A 23195-nucleotide genomic window follows, 5' to 3' on the forward strand; every position below is an offset into this window, starting at 1 on the left:
GGGTATTTTGGCTAAATCAGGAGTTAAACTATTAAGAGTTTATCCTTATCAGCTATTTATACCATCATTCTTTATATGTACTACAATGCTTGCATTAAATTTATTAGGCGATGGACTGAGAGATGCATTAGATCCAAAACTAAGAGGATCTGAATAAAAAGGAAGTGACTTATGGATAAAATACTGGAAGTTAAAAATTTAAGTTATTCATTTTACACATATGGTGGAATTGTGAAAGCTGTAAGAGATGTAAGTTTTGACGTAAATGAAGGTGAAGTTATTGGTATCGTAGGCGAATCAGGTTGTGGTAAGAGTGTAACGGCACAGTGTATAATTAAGCTTAATCCGGAACCTCCCGGGTTCTTTAGTAACGGGTCTATTTTATATAAAGGCAAAGAAATCATAAAAATGCCTGATAAAGAAATAATGAAAATCAGAGGATTAGAAATAGGCTTTATATTTCAAGATCCAATGACATCTTTAAATCCAACAATGAAAGTCGGCAAACAAATAGAAGAAATATTTGTGCAAAGAAAATTATATAATAAAAAAGAATTAAAAGAAAAAGCTTTAGAAATATTAAAATTAGTAGGAATTTCAGATGGTGAAAGAAGATACAATCAATATCCTCATGAGTTAAGCGGTGGAATGAAACAAAGGGTAATGATTGCTATAGCTCTTATTGGTAACCCAAGCATCATAATAGCTGATGAACCTACCACATCCTTAGATGTTACCATAGAAGCTCAAATACTTGACTTATTAAAGGATTTACAACGCAATTTAAAAAGAACCATTATACTGATAACTCATGATTTGGGAGTTATTGCAAAAATGTGCGACAGAGTATTAGTTATGTATGGAGGCAAAATTGTTGAAAGAGGATTGGTTGATGATATATTTTATAATACTAAGCATCCATATACATCAGGATTATTATGCTCCATAGCAAGTTTAGAAACTGATAAAGATACTGACCTCCAGCCGATTGAGGGAACTCCTCCTGATTTGTTTTCTCCTCCTTTAGGATGTCCTTTTGCAGCAAGATGTGAGTATGCTATGGAAATTTGCTATAACAAATTACCGCTCGAATATAATATAACCCATGTACACACAACAATGTGTTGGTTGCAACATGAATTAGCACAAGAAGTTGTTCTGCCGTGTAAAAAACAACTTATAAGCGAGGTGGTATAAATGAACAATCAACCTTTGGTACAAGTTAAGAATTTAAGTAAATATTTTCAAATCAATAAAAAAGAAATATTAAAAGCAGTAGAAGATGTATCCTTTGATATATATGAAGGAGAAACGGTTGGACTTGTAGGCGAATCAGGATGTGGCAAATCTACAACAGGAAGATGCTTAGTAAAGCTATATGAACCTACAAAGGGTGAAGTATTATATCAAGGTAAAAATGTTTTTGACGACAATTTTAGCAAGAATAAGCTGCAATACTGTAAAAATATACAAATGATATTTCAGAATCCATATTCTTCTTTAAATCCGAGAATGACTGTAAAAGACATAGTTGGCGAAGGAATTAGAATCCATGAAAATGTTACTGAAAATGAATTAGATGAAAGAATTGAAGACTTACTTAAATCAGTTGGCTTAAATAAAGAGCATATGTCAAGATTTTCCCATGAATTCTCCGGAGGTCAAAGACAGCGTATTGGAATTGCAAGAGCGTTATCGGTTAATCCAAAATTTATTGTATGTGACGAACCGATATCAGCTTTAGATGTTTCTATACAAGCACAAGTATTAAATATGTTAAAAAGGTTACAGAAAGAAAGAAATCTAACATATTTATTTATAGCTCATGATTTAAGTGTTGTAAAATATCTTTCAGACAAAGTTATAGTTATGTATTTAGGAATGATTGTAGAACAAGCCGAATCAGTGGAGTTGTATAGAAATCCCTTACATCCTTATACACAAGCACTGTTATCTGCAATACCTGAAGCAGACCCCAATATTGCAAAAACTAAAGAAAGAATAAGATTAAAAGGAGAAATACCAAGTCCGATTAATCCAAAAGAATGCTGTAGGTTTGTAGAGCGATGTATGTATGTAAAAAAAATATGTCATGAAGAAATGCCTGATTTAAAAACAATTGATAGTAAACATAAGGTAGCATGCCATTTGTATTAAATTAATGAGGTCCCTCATATGTTCAAGATGACAACATAAGCGTCAGTTTGAGAATTAGTGAGGAATCTTTTTTTAAATAAAATTTGTCTGTACATTAATATATCATCGTGATATAATTTAAATAATAAAACACATATAAAAAACTAAGCCATATAGTATAACACATATCTAATTTTCGAATCTGATATTAATCAAAATTAATTTCCCGATTTATAAAAATACTATTGCATTTAAAACTAAATATGATAAAATGAAGTTAGGGACGAAAAAATGCATATGGGACGAAATATATCCCGGAGGGTTTATGGATATAGATAAAATACTTGAAATTCAAAATAAAATAGTTCCCGAAACAGTTGGCTTACTGATGAGAAGGTATGAAATTTTAAAAATTATCAGTAGTTTTGAGCCTGTCGGCAGAAGAACTTTAGCTAATAAGTTAGGTATGTCTGAACGAACCATGCGAACTGAAATAGACAGGTTGAAGGAATTAAATTTAATACATATTCATTCTGCCGGAGTAAAATTAACAGATATGGGTATAGACATAGTATCAGAGGTGCATAATACTTTTTATTATATTAAAAATTTATCTGATTTAGAAATAAAATTGAAGGATAAATTAAAGTTAAAACGCGTTGCGGTTGTTGCAGGTGATACGGAAAATGATTTATATGCATTTCATGATTTAGGAAAAAAGGCAGCCGAAATTGTTTTGGATTTCATTAAAAATGATACTGTGTTAGGAATAACAGGCGGAACCACTATGGCATGTACTGTTAATCATATGAAGAGCAAAAAAGGCTTGAAAAATCTTTTGGTCTTACCTGCGAGAGGCGGGTTGAGCGAAGAATTAGAAATTCAGGCAAATACAATAGCCGCAAATTTAGCCGAAAAATTAGATGCACGCTATAAACTGCTGCACATTCCTGATAATTTAGATAAAGAAGGATTGAATGTTTTAAAAAATAACAAGCTGATAAATGAAGTTTTAGAAGATATAAAAAAAATAAACTTATTGGTTTTTGGTCTTGGAAATGCTAAGAAAATGGCTGTAAGGAGAAAGTCGGATAAAGAAGTTCTAAGCAAAATTGAGTCCGAAAATTTAATTGCCGAAACCTTTGGATATTTTTTCGACCAGTATGGAAATGTAAAAATTGAAACTAACTCTGTGGGAATAACATTGGACAATTTTAAAACCATTAAAAATGCTATATGTGTAGCGGCAGGAAGTTCAAAGGCGGAGACAATCTATGCATTTTCTAAATTTAACAATAACTTTATCCTTGTAACAGACGAAGCTGCTGCTATAAAGATATTAAAATTATAACCATGCTGAATAAAGGGCAAAACCCTTATTGAATTTCATAAATTTTAAATAATATAAATTAATTTTTAGGAGGATTTTATGGTTAGAGTAGCAATTAACGGATTTGGTAGAATAGGAAGATTGGCATTAAGATTAATGGCACAGGACCCGGATTTTAAGGTTGTTGCAATCAACACTAATTCTAACGCTGAAACATTGGCTTATTTACTTAAATACGATACTGCCCACGGAAACTTCATAACAGACAAAATAACTTATAATGAAAAAGCTTTAGTTGTAGACGGCAATGAAATATTGACATCAAGCATTAAAGAACCTGAAAATTGCAATTGGAAAGAGTTAAACATTGATTTAGTAATTGATTGTACAGGTAAATTTAATGATAAGGAAAAAGCAGAAGCGCATATAAGGGCCGGAGCTAAAAAAGTATTATTATCAGCACCCGGCAAGGGAGATTTAAAGACTATAGTTTACAATGTAAACCATAACATACTTGACGGTACTGAAACAGTTATTTCTGCAGCATCATGTACAACTAACTGTCTTGCACCATTGGCAAAAGCATTAAATGATGAATTTGGAATTGTAAAAGGTTTGATGACAACAGTTCATGCATATACAAATGACCAAAACATTCATGACAATTCACATAAAAAAGGAATTATGGCAAGAAGAGGACGTGCTGCGGCTGCGAATATTGTACCTGCTGAAACAGGAGCAGCTAAAACAGTTGGTAAAGTACTTCCTGAATTAAAAGGAAAGCTTGACGGTATGGCTCTCAGGGTACCGACTATAACCGGCTCTGTAGTTGATTTAACTGTTGAATTAAACAGAAATACTACTGAGGAAGAAATCAATGCGGCAATTAAAAAGGCAGCAAATGAATCATTAGCATACACAGAAGATCCAATAGTTTCAAGTGATGTAATAGGAAGTCACTATGCATGTATATTTGACGCTTTATCTACACAAATACTTGAATCTGAAGGAAAACAATTAATAAAACTAATTGCTTGGTACGACAATGAAATGTCATTTACGGCACAATTAGTTAGATTAGCAAAATATTGGGGAGCAATGAACAATAGATAGGCGATAGATAAGCAATAGATAGGCAGTGGATAGGCAATAGATTAGAAAATACAGGAGAACATAACAATTGCCCATCCATTGCAAATCAACAGCTAATCCATTGCTTTTCTATTGTTATACGGAGGGTTTTGTATGAATAAGAAAACTTTAAAGGATTTAGATGTAAAGGGTAAGAAGGTATTAGTCAGATGCGATTTTAATGTGCCCTTTGATGAAAATAATAATATAACTGATGACATAAGAATTACAAGCTCATTGCCTACTATTACATATTTACTGAATAACGGAGCTTCTTTAATATTAATGTCTCATTTAGGAAGACCAAAGGGAGAAGCAAATCCAAAATACTCACTTTTTCCTGTATCTAAAAGATTAAGTGAGCTTTTGGGAAAAGAAGTAATATTTGCCGACTGTGATATTGTTGTCGACGAAAATGTAAAGAAAGATGCACATGATTTAGCGCCGGGAGATGTTATGCTTCTTCAAAATACAAGGTACAGAAAAGAAGAAGAGAAAAACGGAGAAGATTTCGCTAAAGATTTATCTTCTTTAGGAGAAATTTATGTGAATGATGCTTTTGGTACCGCACACAGAGCCCATGCATCTAATGCAGGTATTTGCAAGCATTTACCATCGGCAGTAGGCTTTCTGGTTGAAAAAGAAATAGAGATTATGGGTAATGCGCTTCATAATCCTAAACGACCTCTTACTGCTATTTTAGGCGGTGCCAAAGTATCAGATAAAATAGCAGTTATAGAAAATTTACTTAGCATAGCAGATAACATACTTATTGGTGGAGGAATGACGTACACGTTTCTTAAATCCATGGGTTATTCAATTGGAACTTCTTTATTAGAGGAAGAAAAACAAGATTTAGCAAAAAGTTTAATTGAAAAAGCAAAAAATAAAAACGTTAATCTTATTCTTCCGGTTGATACTGTAGTTGCAAAAGAGTTTAAAAATGATACGGAGTACTTTGTAACGGATGTTGATAAAATGCCCGAAGGTTTTATGGGACTTGATATAGGTGATAAAACTATTGAATTATTCAAAGAAGTTATTAAAAAATCGAGCACAATTATTTGGAACGGACCCTTAGGGGTATTTGAAATGGATAACTTTGCAAAGGGAACAAATTCAATTGCACAAAGTATCGCTGAAAATACAAATGCTGTTTCAATCATTGGTGGCGGAGACAGTGCCGCTGCTGTTGAAAAAATTGGCCTTGGAGATAAAATAACTCATATATCTACAGGAGGTGGAGCTTCATTAGAATTCTTAGAGGGTAAAATTCTTCCGGGAATTGATGCGGTCGACGACAAATAGGAGGATGTAATGAGAAGAAAGTTAATAGCCGGAAATTGGAAAATGAATAATGATTTAGATGATAGCTTAGCATTAGTCGAAGAATTAAAATCATTATCGGGTAAATTTGATAAGGATGCCGATGTTTTAATATGTCCTGCTTTTGTTAATTTATACCATGTTAAACAAAGTTTATCAGGCTTCGATATAAAGGTTGGAGCTCAAAACATGCACTTCGAAGAGGTCGGAGCTTTTACAGGCGAAATATCACCAGCAATGCTCAAAAATATTGGTGTTGATTATGTTATAATCGGACATTCTGAAAGAAGACAATACTTCAATGAAGTGGATGAAACTGTAAATAAGAAATTGAAAGCTGCACACATACATGGTATAATTCCCATAGTATGTGTAGGAGAAACGCTAAAGCAAAGAGAAAGCGGAATTGAAAAAGAAACCGTAAAAAACCAAATTATTAAGGGCTTTGAAAATGTTGACGGTTCTGAAGCAGTTAAAACTGTGATTGCATATGAACCAATATGGGCTATAGGAACAGGCAGAACTGCAAGCAGCCGGCAAGCAAATGAAATGGCATACTTTATCAGAAACTGTTTGTCAGAAATATACAGTTCAGATATTTCGGATAAGGTAATCATTCAATATGGTGGAAGCGTAAAGGCAGACAATGCCAAAGAAATACTTACACAGTCGGATATAGACGGAGCACTGATAGGCGGTGCAAGCTTAAAGGCCGAAGAATTTTATAAAATTATTAATTATGCAAAGTAAGGCAGGTCATAACATGAATAAAGTTACAGCACTTATTATCCTTGATGGCTGGGGAATAGGCAATGATTATGAGGGAAATGCAATAAGTAGAGCTAAAACCCCTAATTTTGATGTATTGATGAGAAAATATCCTAATACTGTTTTATCTACAAGCGGTTATGATGTTGGGCTTCCAAAAGGACAAATGGGTAATTCGGAAGTAGGACATTTAAATATTGGTGCAGGCAGAATAGTGTATCAGGATTTTACACGTATAACCAAAGCAATTGAAGAGGGTGAAATAGAGAGTAATGAAGCTCTGAATTCAGCTTTTGACTATGTATTGGAAAACAAATCTACGTTGCATTTTGTTGGTCTATTATCTGACGGCGGAGTCCACAGTCATAATTCTCATTTATATAGCTTAATGGAGCTTGCTAAGAAAAAAGGTATTAACAATTTAGCTATACATTGCATTACTGACGGTCGTGATGTCAGTCCGACAAGCAGTCCAAATTATATTAAAGAGCTTAAAAGAAAAATCAAAAATATAGGTATTGGGCATATTTCCACAATAATGGGAAGATATTATGCAATGGACAGAAATAAGCAATGGGACAGGGTTGAATTAGCCTATAATGCATTAATTAAAGGGGAGGGAGAAATATTCAATGATCCTCTTGAGGCAATAACATCATCGTATTTAAACGGTGTAACAGATGAATTTATTAAACCGATTATGGTAAAAAATCAAAACGGAGAATTAATAACCGTAAAAGATAATGATGCTGTAGTGTTTTATAATTTCAGACCTGACAGAGCAAGGCAAATTACAAGAGCTTTTGTAGACGAAGAATTTAATTATTTTGACAGAAAAAAAGTAAATGTTAAATTTGTTTCTATGACTTTATACGATAAAACCATAGAAAATGTTGAAATTGCTTTTGAACCTCACTTTGTAAAAAATACTTTGGGTGAATATTTAAGCTCAAAGGGTTATAAGCAGTTAAGAGCTGCAGAAACTGAAAAATATGCTCATGTAACATATTTTTTCAACGGTGAAATTGAAGAACCGTTCAAGCATGAGGTTAGAAAGCTTATTCCGTCACCGGACGTTCCGACATATGATTTAAAACCGGAAATGAGCGCTTTTGAATTAAAGGATATGATTATGGAGCAATTAGAGAATGATATGTACCAGGTTATGATTATAAACTTTGCAAATCCTGACATGGTAGGTCATACCGGTGACATAGAAGCAGCTATCAAAGCTGTTGAAGCAGTAGATAAATGTCTTGGAGAAATTGTTAATTTTATTATCAGAGCAGAAGGAACAGCAATAATAACGGCGGATCACGGAAACTGCGAAGAAATGTTGGATCCTGTGACATTAACAAGAGTGACAGCTCATTCAACTAACAAGGTTCCTTTAATAGTTGTACATAATCCTAAAAACTTCAAGCTAAAGGAAGGCATATTATCGGATATAGCTCCTACAATGCTTGAACTTATGGGACTTGAAAAACCGGTAGAAATGACAGGTAACAGTTTAATAATTAAATAAGTGGAGGAAAAAATGACAATTATATCAGATGTATATGCAAGAGAAATATTAGATTCAAGAGGAAATCCAACGATTGAAGTAGAAGTGTGGACCGAAAGCGGCGGATACGGAAGAGCAGGAGTGCCTTCAGGTGCGTCAACCGGTGCTTTTGAGGCAGTGGAACTACGTGACGGTGATAAATCAAGATATTTAGGAAAAGGGGTTCAGACAGCTGTTGATAATGTAAACAACATTATAGCTCCCGAATTAATAGGCAGAGATTCAACAGAACAGGTTTTAATCGACAATATACTTATTGAGATGGACGGAACCTATAATAAAGGCAAACTTGGAGCAAATGCAATATTAGGTGCTTCAATTGCCTGTGCTAAAGCTGCTGCGGATACATTAGGTTTAGAATTATATCAATATTTAGGCGGTGTTAACGCAAAGACATTGCCGGTTCCTATGATGAACATATTAAACGGCGGGCAGCATGCCGATAATAATGTAGATATTCAGGAATTTATGGTAATGCCTGTTGGAGCTGTCAGCTTTAAGGAAGCTTTAAGAATGGGCGCTGAAATATTCCACAGCTTAAAAAGTGTTCTTAAGAATAAAGGATTAAATACAGCAGTAGGCGATGAAGGTGGATTTGCTCCAAATCTTTCATCTAATGAAGAAGCTTTGGCAACAATAGTCGAAGCAATAGAAAAAGCAGGATATACTCCCGGCAAGGATGTTATGCTTGCACTTGACGTTGCTGCTACAGAGTTATATAATTCTGAAACAAAGATATATTCACTTGAAGGTGAAGGAAGAAAATTAACTCAAGCGGAAATGGTGGATTATTATGTTGATTTAGTAAACAAATATCCAATAATATCAATCGAAGACGGAATGAATGAAGAGGATTGGGAAGGCTGGAAGATGCTTACCGATAAATTAGGAGACAGAATCCAGCTTGTAGGTGATGATTTATTTGTTACCAATACGGAAAGATTGAAAAAAGGCATTGATTTAAAGGTTACAAACTCAGTATTAATAAAATTGAATCAAATCGGTACAATAACAGAAACATTGGATGCCATTGAGATGTCAAAAAGAGCAGGATATACTGCAGTGGTTTCGCATCGTTCAGGTGAAACTGACGATACAACTATTTCTGATTTGGTAATTGCAACAAATGCAGGTCAAATTAAAACGGGAGCCCCATCAAGAATAGACAGAGTTGCTAAATATAATCAATTATTGAGATTGGAAGATATGTTGGGTGAAGCAGCACAATATGACGGAATGAAAGTATTCTACAATATCAATAGATAAGCAAAAGAGTGGCGATTGGTAGGCAATGGATTGGCAATAGAAAAAACAATGGTTAGTCTATTGCCCGTCAATGCTTATCTATTGCTAATCAATTGTAAAAAAATTTGTTGATTATAAAACCTTTTAGTGTTATAATTCTAATGTTATTCAGAAAAGATAGTTAGCAGGAGGTGGAATGATGGAAACTGTAATGAGAATTTTATTAATAATCGCAAGTTTATTTCTAATAGCAAGCATTTTGCTTCAATCAGGAAAATCAGCCGGTATGTCAGGTGATATAGCAGGTGGAGCAGAATCAATTTGGGGAAAAAATAAAGGCAGAAGTTATGAAGGTAAATTAGAAAAAGCTACAGCAGCTTCAGCGATATTTTTCTTGATTGCTTCATTAATTTTGGTAGCTATTCAGTAATATTTTGTAATTAATTGGAAATGTTAATATTATTCTATATTCTTTATGAATTTAGAATTATTTTTTCATGTAAAAAGCTCAATTGTATTCGAGCGCTTAATATTAATTAACAACGGAGGAAAGTATTAAATGGATATTTTATTGATTGCTCCTATAATGGGAGTATTAGCGTTACTGTTTGCATTTTATAAAGCATCAGTAATAAGTAAGGCAGAGCCGGGCAATGACAGAATGAAAGAAATATCTTCATATATTCATGAAGGTGCTATGGCATTCCTTGCAAGACAATACAAATCAGTTGGAATTTTCGCAATTATAATGTTTATTGTTTTAGGATTAGCAATCAGCTGGCCAACTGCATTAGCTTTTGCTGCAGGTGCTGCGTGCTCAATACTTGCAGGATACTTTGGTATGACTGTTGCAACAAAGGCAAACGTAAGAACAACAAATGCTGCATATCAATCAGGTATGAACAAAGCATTAGACATTGCTTTTTCAGGCGGTTCAGTAATGGGCATGACAGTTGTTGGTCTTGGCTTATTAGGAACAGGTACATTTTGGTTAATATTTGGAGATGCTAATATAATAACAGGATTCAGCTTAGGAGCTTCTTCGGTTGCATTATTCGCACGTGTTGGCGGTGGTATTTATACTAAGGCAGCTGACGTTGGAGCAGATCTTGTTGGTAAAGTAGAATCAGGCATTCCTGAAGATGATCCAAGAAACCCTGCAGTTATAGCTGATAACGTTGGTGACAACGTTGGTGACGTTGCAGGTATGGGAGCGGACTTATTTGAATCATATGTGGGATCGATAATTTCTTCTATTACGTTGGGAGTTCTTGCTTTTGGAGAAAAAGGAGTATTGTTTGCCTTTTTAATCTGTGCTGTTGGTATTTTGGCTTCTATAGTAGGTACTATGTTTGTAAAAGGTAAAGAAGGATCAAACCCGCAACAAGCTTTAAATATGGGTACATATGCAAGCTCAATAATCGTTATGGCTGCAGCATTTTTCTTAAGTAATTCAATACTTGGCAGCTTACTTCCTTTTTGGGCGATAGTATTTGGTTCGGTTGTTGGTTTAGTAATAGCTAAAATAACAGAAATCTATACATCAGGCGATTACAAATATGTTAAAGAAATTGCTGATCAATCAGAAACAGGTTCTGCTACAACAATTATCAGCGGTTTATCTGTAGGTATGAGATCAACAGCATATCCAATAATCGTCTTGGCAGTTGGTATAATAGGTGCATATATGATAGCCGGATATACTCCAAACGGAATAGATAATGTAAAAGGTCTATTCGGTATAGCTTTAGCAGCAGTTGGTATGCTTTCAACAACAGGTATGACAGTTGCGGTTGATGCTTACGGACCTATATCAGATAATGCAGGCGGTATAGCAGAAATGTGTGAATTACCACATGAAGTAAGAGAAATTACTGATAAATTAGACTCTGTTGGTAATACAACTGCTGCTATAGGTAAGGGTTTTGCAATCGGCTCAGCTGCATTAACGGCACTTGCTTTGTTTGCCTCTTATACTCAATCTGTTGGTATTACATCAATAAATTTAACAAATCCAACAGTTATCGCAGGTTTATTCATAGGAGGTATGCTGCCATTCTTATTCTCTGCTATCACAATGAGTGCAGTTGGTAAAGCAGCTTTCTCAATGATTGAAGAAGTCAGAAGACAGTTCAGAGAAATACCTGGCATAATGGAAGGTAAAGGGAAACCTGACTACAGAAGATGCGTTGATATTTCTACGGCAGCAGCATTAAAAGAAATGGTTGTACCGGGGTTGTTAGCAGTAATAGTACCTGTGTTGGTTGGTTTCTTGCTTGGAACTGAAGCTCTCGGTGGATTACAGGCCGGAGCGTTAGTAACAGGTGTATTAATGGCAATATTTATGTCAAATGCAGGTGGTGCATGGGATAATGCTAAGAAATACATTGAAGGCGGTACTCACGGAGGAAAAGGAAGTGCAGCTCATAAAGCAGCAGTTGTCGGTGATACTGTAGGTGACCCGTTTAAAGATACTTCAGGGCCTTCAATCAACATTCTTATTAAACTTATGACAGTTGTTTCATTGGTATTTGGACCATTATTGGCTCAATATGGCGGTTTGTTATCGAAATTATTTTAACCGGCTTCCGCGTTTTTCAGGGCGAGCTTTTTCAACAATCTATCATATAGATGATAAATGAGGACTTTTTCGGAAGTCCTTTTTTTGTTGTACTTACAGTACAAGCGACTGACACCAAATTAAAAATTTGGGTCATCTGCTAAAAAATTTGGGTTATCTGCTAAAAATTTGGGTCATCTGCTTGCAGTTTTCAAATTATTAACATATAATATATCAATAGAGTGGCAATGGATTAGCGGTAGATTAGCAGTAGGTAAGCAATTGAAAAAAATAAAAAATAATTTGCTAATCAATAGCATATCAATTGCCAATCCATTGTTGAAGGGGTTGATGGCTGAGCAATGCAAATTAATATTGATGGTATTAATATTAACTATATAGATGAAGGACAGGGCAATGCTGTATTGCTTCTGCACGGTTGGGGAGCAAATATACAGACAATGATGCCTATAGCCAATATATTAAAAGATAAATGCAGGGTTATTGTTTTGGATTTACCCGGCTTTGGTGAAAGCGACATGCCCAAAGAGCCGTGGAATTCATATGATTATGCAAATTGTATCGATAAATTTATTGAACTAAAAAAATTAGATAATATAATATTATTCGGACATTCACACGGAGGCAGAATATCCATAGTATTATCAAGTATGCATGATTATGTTAAAAAGCTTATACTCATAGATAGTGCAGGAATAATTCCAAAAAGAAAATTAAATTATTACATAAAAGTATATTCATTTAAATTATTAAAGAACTTATATTTATTATCTGTTAAAGGTGATTCTAAAGAACAAAAGATAGAAAAGTTTTATAAAAAATACGGTTCAACAGATTACAAAACCTCAGACGGAATTATGAGGCAGACCATGGTTAAGGTTATCCATGATAATTTAGTTGATTTGCTTTCTGATATTAAGGTTCCAACACTGCTCATATGGGGAGAAAACGATGAAGATACCCCTGTTTATATGGGTAAAATGATGGAAGAAAAAATCAAGGACAGTGGCTTGATTATTTTTAAGAATGCCGGTCATTATTCTTACATCGACAGCTACGATCAGTTTAAAGCAGTTATAAACGTATTTTTGAAAGATGATTTTAATTAAGGGGAGTAAAAGTATGAATTCTATAATATTTTTGTTTTCAATTTGTTGGTTTGCCCTTTGTTTTTACAAACTGAGATTCTCATTACACATGCTTCAAATCGAAGGATATAAAAACGAAAAATACTTAGAGTGGATGGCAAAAAATAAAGATAAAATATATAATCAAAAAGACAAAATATATACAGCTATTTGTATAATAAATACTGTATTTTTTATATTTGCCGTAGACAGCAATAAAAGTAATACTGCTCAATATGCTATGACCGTTTCTATTTTTACATCACTTCTGTTAATATTAAAATATAAAGAAAAATACAACTCCAAAAAACCATTGGTATTTACACCAAGGGCGAAAAGATTGCTGGGTACTGCTATTGCCTTAATGCTTATAGATTTTATAATAGTAATTATAGTCGTACAATTTGTTACTAAAGATTTTGTCAAATATTTTCCTTTGTGGTCGGGATTTTTGTCTATAGTTTATTTTTTCAGCTCATATTATATAATAGGAGCCAATTTTGTTGCACAGCCAATAGAAAAAAATATACATAAGAATTTTTATAATTCCGCATCAAAAAAAATAAAAAATATGACAAAATTAACCTCTGTAGGTATAACAGGAAGCTATGGTAAAACAAGCACGAAATTCTTAACTGCTGCAATATTGGGCGAAAAATTTAATGTACTGAATACGCCTGATAGTTATAATACTCCAATGGGTATAAGCAAGGTTATAAATAATGATTTAACGGACGATTATGACATATTTATAGCTGAGTTGGGTGCAACCAAGATTGGAGATATACATGAGGTTGCAATGTTAACTAATCCCAAAATAGGAATACTTACCTCAATAGGACCTTGTCATTTAGAAACATTTAAATCAATTGACAATATTATGCGAACCAAGTATGAGCTTATAGAATGTCTGCCTAATGACGGGATTGCAATTTTTAATTATGATAATGAACATGTAAAGAAATTAGCAGATAAGACATATAAAGAAAAAATACTGTATGGAATTAAAAACGCAGATAATACTGATGTATATGCAACAGATATAGTAGTTGGAAATACCGGCTCTAAATTTACATTATACATAAATGATTTAGGAACCATAGAATGTGAAACTAAGCTTTTAGGTGAACATAATATATTAAACATCCTTGCCGGAGCAGCAACTGCCAAGGTTTTAGGACTATCTTTAGATGAGATCAGAAAAGGAATAGCTAAGATAGAAAGCGTAGAACACAGATTACAGCTTATTGATCCGGGAACCGGGGTGATAGTAATAGACGATGCATTTAATTCAAACCCTGACGGAGCAAAAGCCGCATTAAATGTTTTAGCATCATTTAAGGATAAGAGAAAAATAATAGTAACTCCGGGCATGATAGAATTAGGAGAGCATGAGCAGACAGAAAATGAAAAATTCGGAGAAAATATTGCCTTGGCTTGTGATATTGCAATATTAGTAGGTAAAAAACAAACGGCTCCTATACAGATTGGCTTACAAAAGAATGGATTTGATGAAGATAATTTGTATGTGGTTAATTCACTGAATGAAGCAACTAAAATTTTAGAAAACCTTACTAAAGTAAATGATGTAGTATTATTTGAAAATGATTTACCTGACACATACAACGAAAATTGATATGGAGGTTATTATGAAAAGAATCGGAATAATTATAGGTGGAAAAACCGTTGAACATGAGGTTTCCATAATTACAGGACTTCAGGTATTGGATAACATCGATAAAACAATTTATGAACCAAGGATAATATACATTCAAAAAGACGGAAAGTGGTATGTAGGAAATTGTCTCCACGATATTAATAACTATAAGATTAAAAAATTTGAAGATGCATACGAAGTGCTTCCCGGTTTTAAAGACGGTAAACTGATACTGTATCCTCATCCTGAATTAAAGCAAGGTATTTTCGGCAAAAAGTACGATACTTATAGCATTGACATAGTTTTTCCGGCGGTTCACGGAACAAATGTAGAAGATGGAGCACTGCACGGTATATTTCAGATGAATGGCGTGCCATGCGCATTTGGCTCAGTTTTAAGCTCATCTGTAGGCATGGATAAGGTTATAATGAAAAAAGTGTTTGAAAGCAACAACCTGCCCATAGTTGATTATACATGGTTTTACAGAAGCAGCTTTGAAGAAAACAAGGAAGCAATAATGGAAGAAATCCAAAAAATTGGTTTTCCCTTAATAGTAAAGCCGGCTAATTTAGGTTCAAGCGTTGGAATCAGCAAAGCTAATAATTTAGAAGAACTGATGTTTTCTATAGAAGTGGCTTTAAATTATGACAGAAAAGTAATAGTAGAAAAATGTGTTGAAAATGTAAGAGAAATCAATTGCGCTGTCATGGGATTTGAAAATAATCTGACCACGTCTCTTTGTGAAGAACCGGTTGGATGGAAAGAGTTTTTAACCTATGAAGATAAATATGTAAACAAAAAGAAAGATGCTTCAGAATCTAAAAGAAGAATACCTGCCGATATCGATAAAGAAGTAGATGAAAAAATAAAATTGTATGCAAGGGAAGCTTTTAAATCAATTGATTGCTGCGGTGATGCAAGAATAGATTTCCTTTATGATGGCAACAATATATTTATAAATGAAATCAATACAATACCCGGCTCTATTGCCTTTTATCTTTGGGAAGGATTGGGAATATCTTTCACTGTCTTAGTAACTAAAATAATAGAATTTGCCGAAATTCAGCAAGAGCAGCGAAAATCAAATATAGTATCTTATGATGTTGATTTATTGAATAGGATGGGAAACAGCGGAAAACATAAATAACCGTTTTAAAGGAGTAGATAATGAACTTTAAAGAAAAAATTTTATCATATATGAGAGAAGAAGCATATAAGCCACTGACATTTCATGAGCTTTTACAGGAATTTGAAATAGAAAGCAGTATGAAAAAAGAATTATTAAGAACCTTAAACGAGCTTGAAGATGAAGGAAGTATAATATTTACAAGGTCACAAAGATATGGTATTCCTGAAAAGATGAACTTAATTACCGGTACCTTAGACGGAAATCAGAAGGGATTTGCTTTCTTAAGACCTGACAACAAAGATATTAATGATATTTTCATATCGCCTGTTGATATGAACGGAGCTATGCACGGCGACAGAGTTATCGTAAGACCTATGAAGACAACTGAAGAAGTTAAAAGTACCGAAGGCAAGGTTATAAGAATTCTTGAAAGAGCAAACGAATATGTAATAGGAACATTCCAGAAAAGCAAGAATTTCGGTTTTGTTGTGCCTGATGATAAAAGAATTGCTTTTGATATTTTTATACCCGGAGATGAATTTAACGGTGCCAAAACAAATGAAAAGGTAAATGTTAAAATAACCGAATGGCCTGATAAAAGAAAGAATCCTGAAGGTAAAATTGTAGAAATTATCGGAGATATAGAAGATACAAAGACACATATCGAAGCGGTGCTTCTTGACAGAAAGGTAAGACAGGTGTTTCCTGAGGATGCCGTAAAGGAAGCAATAAGAGTTTCATCTGAAGGAATACATGAACAGGAGTACAAACGCAGGAAGGATTTGCGTGACCTTGACATAATTACCATAGATGGTGAGGATGCAAAGGATTTAGATGATGCTGTCTATGCAGAAAAAATTAATGATGATGAATATATGTTGGGAGTACATATTGCAGATGTAACCCATTATGTAAAAGAAGACAGGAAGTTAGATAAGGAAGCTTTAAAAAGAGCAACAAGTATTTACATAAGCGACAGAGTTATACCCATGCTTCCAAAAGAATTATCTAACGGTGTTTGCAGCTTAAATCCGGGAGAAGATAAGCTTACTCTTTCTGTGGAGATGATAATAAATAAAGAAGGAAAGGTAACAGATTATAAGATATTTGAGAGTATTTTAAAAAATCGTTACAGAATGACGTATACAGATGTATCTGACATATTAGAAAATAACGATGAGAAGTTATCAGAAAAATATAAAGAAATTCTTCCTATGCTTAAAAACATGGAAGAATTAAGCTTAGTTTTAAGAAGAAAAAGGGAGCTTAGAGGAGCAATTGATTTTGAATTTCCTGAAACAAAAATTATTACAGACGAAACAGGAAAAGCAATCGATGTAACCAAGTATGAAAGAAGGGTTTCCAATAAAATAATCGAAGAATTCATGTTGATTTGCAATGAAACTGTTGCAGAGCATTATTATTGGCTTAATATGCCTTTTGTTTACAGAATACACGAGGACCCTGATGAAGAAAAAATGAATGAATTCAACATTTTGATTCATAATTTAGGATATACGTTAAAGGGTTCCAATGAGGTGCATCCAAGAGAATTGCAGCAGCTTTTATTAAAAATTAAAGGGAAAAAAGAAGAATCATTAATAAACAATATGATGCTAAGATCGCTCAGGAAGGCGATATATTCACCTGAAAGCTCGGAACACTTCGGTTTGGCAGCCCAGTACTATTGCCATTTCACATCGCCGATAAGAAGATATCCTGACTTGCAGATACACAGAATTATTAAGGGTCAGCTTAACGGCAAATTCTCAGAAGAAGATTATCACAGATTGTCGGAACGTACAGCCATAGTGGCAGAACAATCCTCCAAAATGGAAAGAATTGCAGATGAGATCGAAAGAGATGTTGACAAAATAAAAATTGCCGAATACATGTCCGATAAAATCGGTGAAGAATACAGTGGTGTAATTTCAGGAGTCACAAGCTTTGGAGTGTTCGTTGAATTAGAAAATACAGTTGAAGGTCTTGTGCATATATCAAACATGGTGGATGATTTCTACATATTTGATAATGAAAAAAGAGAATTATTCGGGCAAACAAGCAGAAAAATATACAGAATCGGTGATGACGTTAAAGTCAAGGTACTAAACGTAAGCATTGCAAAAGCAGAAATAGATTTTGTTTTTATAGCAGATTTTGCAGAAGTTAAAATGAATGAAGAAAAAGAGTTAATCGAAGTTTAAAGTGAAATTTAAACTTAGTTTAAGATTTATAATATATAATATATTATATTAAATATAGGGGAGGCAATGACGCCTCCCCCAATTGCTAAATCATGCATATTTAATAAAGAAACTGACATTTGACATTGCAAATAATTAATGCTATAATCATCCTACACTTGATGGTAGGTGAGAATATGGCTGAAAATACAAAAAATATTGCAAGCAACAAAAAAGCGTATCATGATTATTTTATAGAAGATAAATATGAAGCCGGAATTGTACTTGTCGGTACAGAGGTAAAATCAATAAGACAGGGTAAAGTTAACTTAAAAGATAGTTATGTAAACATAAAAAACGGTGAAGCTTATGTTTACAATTTGCATATAAGCCCTTATGAAAAAGGTAATATTTACAATGTTGATCCCTTAAGGCCCAGGAAGCTTCTTTTAAATAAAAGAGAAATAAGAAAATTGATTGGCTTGGTAACTTTAAAAGGTTATTCATTGATACCATTAAGTTTATATCTTAAAAACGGTCTTGTTAAAATGGAAATGGCAGTGGCGAAGGGCAAGAAAAATTATGATAAACGTCAGGATATTGCCAAAAAAGATGCTGAGCGCCGCATACAAAGACAAGACGATTAACTATTGCGGGGGCGTAAATGGTTTCGACGGGGGTATAGAAGGAAGTTAAGCGAGTCGTTGTCGCCAAACAACGCAAAAAGTGGCAACTAAATATAAACGCAAAAGAAAACAATAATTTAGCATTCGCAGCTTAATAGCTGCTGCTTGTCCGGCTTAGACCACCTGCAGTTTAAGTTTGGGCATCATCTAAAGCAGGGAACGACTTAAGGGGTTCTTCGACCTTAAGTTGTACAATTGAAGATAGCTGATACTATAGCCCGACGATAGGAGATAGTAGAGGCGAAACATAAATTATCGTCTGCACTCGGAGAAAGACTTGTGGAAATATTTTCGGACGTGGGTTCGACTCCCACCGCCTCCATCTTCAAAACCACGACAGAATATGTCGTGGTTTTTTTTATTGAGAATAATTAAAGGATTATAAGAATTACAGTACATATCATATATATGGTAATTCAAAATTGTATTATTATGTAAAGCAATGAGATTTTGAATAGTATAAATATTAGATATTGAGAAGATTTGATTACACAAAAATATATTAGTAACATATTATAATTATTATAATATAACAAGTTATATAAATTGATTTATTTATAAGATATATACAGAACGCTTAATTTATATAATAATCTTGTATTTTAGGGAGGAAAAATGAGTACACCTAACATTGAAAATGGTCCTATAACGATAGGCAGATTGGCACCGGATTTTACTGCATTATCAACTCATGGACCTATAACATTATCTGATTATAGGGGTAAATGGGTTGTGTTGGCTAGTGAACCAGGAAATTTTTTAGCTACATCAACTTCATCAATTGTCGCAGCTTCTTTGGTATATAATGAGCTACAAAAGAGAAACACACAACAACTATTTGTAACAATAGACAATGTATTTTCTAATAATGAGCTATTGAAACAGATTTATGATGACTATGGAATAATAGTTCCATTTCCCCTTATAGAGGATAGAGATGCGGAAATAGCACACGCTTATGGAATGATTAATCCTGATAGAATCTATGAAGAAAGCGTAAGAGACTTATTTATAATAAATCCAGAAGGAAGAATTCGTGCAATTTTGACCTATCCTAGATCTGTGGGAAGAAGTAGCTATGAAATTTTAAGACTTTTAGATGCTCTTCAATTAAGTGAAGCTTATAATGTTTCTACTCCAACTAATTGGGTGCCAGGAGACCCCGTTATTTTACCTACTAGAAAAACATTTTATGAAGGCCTTAATAGATATATAAATAGCGAAAGTTCAGGAATATATTGCAAACCATGGTATGCTTGCTATATCGATTATAATTCACTAATAAATAATAATAAATCAATTGAATATCAAGAATAAATTAACATCAGGTATATTTCCTCCTTACGATCCGCCACCGTACCAAAGTATGGAATAATATTAAACTCTTTAAATTTAAGGAGTTTTTTTATTGAGGACATTTTTTTCAAGGTTTGCCATTTAATTGTTAATAAGTTATAATTAAATGTAATTTGTCATTGTAGAATTAAGTGTATTAAATAGTATATACAGGAGGTAAAAAATGAAAAAAGAATTTATGAAAAATTCTCTATATGTAATGATTATTATATGCGTTATTGGCTTTATAATCATATTTTCTTCAGGTGCTATAGGAAAGTCAATGCAATATAATTATCTGCAAAAATATGAGAATGCTGTACCTTCAAATCAGTTAGAAAGATACTTAAATGATATCACATCCAATTTTAGAACAGCCGGACAAGTAATATCTACATTAGGAGGATTCGGCATACTTCTTTGTGGATATGCTCATTATAAAGAATTGTAATTTTACGAGTGAGAAAGAGGGCTATTTATTTTAGAAAGCAAACAATTGAGCCGATATTCATATTATGATAGATATTTTATCTATAGAAAAAATATTTCATTCGATATATTTTGTGTTAGAAATGTCGAGTATTATTAAAGTTGTTTTGTTATTATGAAGATGTGAAAAGGAGGGGAGCTAATGCTAAAAGAATTAAATTATGTGATTGACTATATTGATGATCATTTAACAGACGATATATCTCTTGATAAAATCTCCGAATATGCAGGTGTTTCTGATTATCATTTTAGAAAGATATTTTTTTATCTTTCAGGTATGACACTAAATGAATATATCAAAAAAAGAAAGTTGTCGGAAGCAAACAAGGATTTATTAAATGGTGAAAAAGTGACAGATGTTGCTTTTAAATATGGTTATCAGTCTATGGATGGATTCACACGGGCGTTTAAAAAATGGAGTGGTTTTTTGCCATCCGATGTAATAAAAACAGGCATTAGCAAGTCATTTCCCAAGCTTTCATTCATAATAACCGTTAAGGGAGGAATATCTATGGAATTTAGAATTGAAGAAAAACCGGCTTTTAATTTAGTTGGTGTAAGTAAACGTGTACCTATGCAATTTGAAGGTGTGAATAACGAGATTGTGAAGCTTGCAATGAGCATAACAGATGAACAAAAAGAAGAAATGCATTCTCTTCAGGATATTGAGCCTTGTGAAATTGTAAATGCTTCTTATGATGCGGACGCTAATTTCTTAAAAGAAGAAGGAGATTTAACTCACTTGATAGGAGTTTTAACGACCAAAAATCAAGTAAGTGATCTATTAGATAAGATACCGGTGGAAGCATGCACTTGGGCAATATTTCCGAACGAAGGACCATTTCCTTCTACCTTGCAAGAAACAATGGCAAAAGTATATTCGGAATGGCTTCTTTCTTCTGATTACGAAGTAATTAATGTCCCGGCTTTTTCTTTTACTAAAATGGATAAACATAAAAAGGATTACGCTTACAGTGAAATTTGGATTCCTGTGAAGAAGAAATAGAAAAATCCCTCGAATTTGAGGGATTTATTTTTTAAATACATACCTGAATTTACGATGATTTGTATTGTTATCAATATTCCGGAAATCTTCTTTATTGAATAGAGTTGGTTTGTATAATATTGGCTTACATTCATTATTGCTCGGCTCTATACCTTGAGGGAAAGAGAAGATATTTAGCGGATCATATTTTTCCTTTATACATTTTAACTTTTCTTTATGACATCCGAAGTATTCTTTTAAATAATTATCTAATTCCATATATGGAAAATTTATATATGAACCTGTAGTTATTGATTTCAGGTATGGAAATCTATTTTTAATCCAATCTTTATTTGCTTCAGAATATAAATTTTCTTCCCAGACAGTTTCAAGCCAAACTATATACTTTGCATTCCTGTAATAAAAAGCAGTATCATCAATACCAATATCAGATACCTTACCACCCAATGCATACATTGATAATCCTGCATAAACTGAACCATCAGCTCGTTCTTCAATCAAATTAACTATATTTTTAATTTCGGTATTATTAAAAAGTTTTAATACAAAACGGCTTGCGGACTTAAATTTTTCATGTTCAGGATATGAGCTGCCGATAATTTCTACTGCTTCTAAAAATGTAACTTCTTCTATACTATAAACTGCATTATCAAGCATAAGAAAATTCTCTAAAATTATCTTTGCTTCAGCAGGTCTGCCATAAAAAATTCCTCTTACTAACATAGCTAATCCGTCTGCTTCAGAATTATATATTCTTGAAATAAGAGTCATTCTGTTATCTGCATTATTTAGCCAAGCTTGCCACAACGCAATAAATTTTTCTTGCTCTTCAGAATCAACATTTAAATAATCAATTTCAATAAGTGTAACTTTATCTACAGGTTCAGGAAGCTTAAAGGTCATATTTACTACAACTCCAAAATTGCTGCCGCCAGCTCCTCGTATAGCCCAGAATAAATCGGTATTACAATTATTATTTGCCTTAATTATTTCACCTTCAAAATCAACCAATTCAATTTCTACCAAACTATCGCAACCCAATCCTAAATAGCGGCAAGATAGTCCCCAGCCTCCACCTAATGAATATCCGCTGACACCTACTGTCGGACATGTACCACCGGGAAACGGATAACCTTTTGACGAAACAAATTCGTATACATCCTTGTTAGTAGCTCCGCATTCTATATATATTAATTCCTTACATTCATCTATTTTAATACTTCTCAGGTAGCTCAAGTCTATAACAAGTGTACAATTGCCATTAGAATATCCCTCATAATTATGTCCACCACTGCGGATTCGTATTGGCATGGAATGCCTCATAGCCCATTTTACTGCATTAGAAACATCACATATCATAAAACAATACACAATAACAAACGGATATTTTTGAACTGCACTGTTATAGCCTTGTCTTAATTCATCATAGGATAAATCAAAGGGCAATACAATTTCACCGGTAAGCCCATCTAAAAATTCAGCCATAAGCTTTTCCCCCAATT

General features: G+C 33.4%; 19 protein-coding genes, 1 other RNA gene and 1 pseudogene. 20 read left to right on the top strand and 1 reads right to left on the bottom strand.

The window, feature by feature from the left end; all coding sequences use genetic code 11:
* The 20 genes and pseudogenes from RT412_RS03510 to RT412_RS03605 all read left to right on the top strand — a co-directional run.
* Positions 1 to 157: pseudogene (locus tag RT412_RS03510) on the top strand (ABC transporter permease); the annotation flags it as partial.
* A gap of 14 nt (positions 158 to 171) precedes the next feature.
* A complete protein-coding gene (locus RT412_RS03515; protein WP_313343471.1) occupies positions 172 to 1197 on the top strand; it encodes an ABC transporter ATP-binding protein in 1026 nt (341 codons plus the stop codon).
* On the top strand, positions 1198 to 2157 hold the full coding sequence (locus RT412_RS03520) for an ABC transporter ATP-binding protein (protein WP_313343468.1): 960 nt from the start codon (positions 1198 to 1200) through the stop codon (positions 2155 to 2157). It begins immediately after the preceding gene.
* Between the two features lie 304 nt (positions 2158 to 2461).
* The gene (locus RT412_RS03525) at positions 2462 to 3487 is read left to right on the top strand and encodes a sugar-binding domain-containing protein (protein ID WP_313343465.1); all 1026 of its coding nucleotides are present in this window, start codon (positions 2462 to 2464) and stop codon (positions 3485 to 3487) included.
* A 78-nt stretch (positions 3488 to 3565) separates the two neighbouring features.
* Positions 3566 to 4579 carry a type I glyceraldehyde-3-phosphate dehydrogenase gene (gene gap / locus RT412_RS03530; protein WP_313343462.1) on the top strand — a complete coding sequence of 338 codons (1014 nt, stop codon included), beginning with the start codon at positions 3566 to 3568 and terminating at the stop codon, positions 4577 to 4579.
* A gap of 132 nt (positions 4580 to 4711) precedes the next feature.
* Complete coding sequence (locus tag RT412_RS03535; RefSeq protein WP_313343459.1) at positions 4712 to 5905, top strand: phosphoglycerate kinase; 1194 nt, start codon at positions 4712 to 4714, stop codon at positions 5903 to 5905.
* Between the two features lie 9 nt (positions 5906 to 5914).
* A complete protein-coding gene (tpiA, locus tag RT412_RS03540) occupies positions 5915 to 6673 on the top strand; it encodes a triose-phosphate isomerase (RefSeq protein ID WP_313343456.1) in 759 nt (252 codons plus the stop codon).
* Positions 6674 to 6686: 13 nt separating this feature from the next.
* Positions 6687 to 8216, top strand: a complete 1530-nt coding sequence (gpmI, locus tag RT412_RS03545) for a 2,3-bisphosphoglycerate-independent phosphoglycerate mutase (protein WP_313343454.1) — start codon at positions 6687 to 6689, stop codon at positions 8214 to 8216.
* A gap of 12 nt (positions 8217 to 8228) precedes the next feature.
* A complete protein-coding gene (gene eno / locus RT412_RS03550; protein WP_313343451.1) occupies positions 8229 to 9521 on the top strand; it encodes a phosphopyruvate hydratase in 1293 nt (430 codons plus the stop codon).
* A 178-nt stretch (positions 9522 to 9699) separates the two neighbouring features.
* The gene (gene secG, locus RT412_RS03555) at positions 9700 to 9930 is read left to right on the top strand and encodes a preprotein translocase subunit SecG (protein ID WP_398438833.1); all 231 of its coding nucleotides are present in this window, start codon (positions 9700 to 9702) and stop codon (positions 9928 to 9930) included.
* A gap of 129 nt (positions 9931 to 10059) precedes the next feature.
* Complete coding sequence (locus RT412_RS03560; RefSeq protein ID WP_313343448.1) at positions 10060 to 12081, top strand: sodium-translocating pyrophosphatase; 2022 nt, start codon at positions 10060 to 10062, stop codon at positions 12079 to 12081.
* A gap of 341 nt (positions 12082 to 12422) precedes the next feature.
* Positions 12423 to 13190 (top strand): alpha/beta hydrolase, encoded by a 768-nt coding sequence (locus RT412_RS03565; protein ID WP_313343445.1) that lies wholly within the window; start codon positions 12423 to 12425, stop codon positions 13188 to 13190.
* Between the two features lie 13 nt (positions 13191 to 13203).
* Positions 13204 to 14844 carry a UDP-N-acetylmuramoyl-tripeptide--D-alanyl-D-alanine ligase gene (gene murF / locus RT412_RS03570; protein WP_313343442.1) on the top strand — a complete coding sequence of 547 codons (1641 nt, stop codon included), beginning with the start codon at positions 13204 to 13206 and terminating at the stop codon, positions 14842 to 14844.
* A gap of 13 nt (positions 14845 to 14857) precedes the next feature.
* The gene (locus RT412_RS03575) at positions 14858 to 16012 is read left to right on the top strand and encodes a D-alanine--D-alanine ligase family protein (RefSeq protein WP_313343439.1); all 1155 of its coding nucleotides are present in this window, start codon (positions 14858 to 14860) and stop codon (positions 16010 to 16012) included.
* A gap of 20 nt (positions 16013 to 16032) precedes the next feature.
* Positions 16033 to 18198 (top strand): ribonuclease R, encoded by a 2166-nt coding sequence (gene rnr / locus RT412_RS03580; protein ID WP_313343436.1) that lies wholly within the window; start codon positions 16033 to 16035, stop codon positions 18196 to 18198.
* Positions 18199 to 18374: 176 nt separating this feature from the next.
* The gene (gene smpB, locus RT412_RS03585) at positions 18375 to 18824 is read left to right on the top strand and encodes an SsrA-binding protein SmpB (RefSeq protein ID WP_179239184.1); all 450 of its coding nucleotides are present in this window, start codon (positions 18375 to 18377) and stop codon (positions 18822 to 18824) included.
* 7 nt (positions 18825 to 18831) lie between these two features.
* Positions 18832 to 19188: a transfer-messenger RNA gene (ssrA, locus tag RT412_RS03590) on the top strand.
* A 290-nt stretch (positions 19189 to 19478) separates the two neighbouring features.
* A complete protein-coding gene (locus tag RT412_RS03595; RefSeq protein ID WP_313371123.1) occupies positions 19479 to 20180 on the top strand; it encodes a redoxin domain-containing protein in 702 nt (233 codons plus the stop codon).
* A 202-nt stretch (positions 20181 to 20382) separates the two neighbouring features.
* Positions 20383 to 20649 (top strand): hypothetical protein, encoded by a 267-nt coding sequence (locus tag RT412_RS03600; protein WP_313347171.1) that lies wholly within the window; start codon positions 20383 to 20385, stop codon positions 20647 to 20649.
* A 180-nt stretch (positions 20650 to 20829) separates the two neighbouring features.
* Entirely contained in the window at positions 20830 to 21693 is an 864-nt protein-coding gene (locus tag RT412_RS03605; RefSeq protein ID WP_313347173.1) for an AraC family transcriptional regulator, read from the top strand.
* Positions 21694 to 21717: 24 nt separating this feature from the next.
* On the opposite strand, the gene RT412_RS03610 is transcribed toward RT412_RS03605, so the two are convergent.
* The gene (locus RT412_RS03610; protein WP_313347175.1) at positions 21718 to 23178 is read right to left on the bottom strand and encodes an FAD-binding oxidoreductase; all 1461 of its coding nucleotides are present in this window, start codon (positions 23176 to 23178) and stop codon (positions 21718 to 21720) included.
* Positions 23179 to 23195 lie beyond the last annotated feature (17 nt).

The sequence above is a fragment of the Sedimentibacter sp. genome (assembly GCF_032080165.1).
In the GTDB taxonomy this organism is placed as follows: Bacteria; Bacillota; Clostridia; order Tissierellales; family Sedimentibacteraceae; genus Sedimentibacter.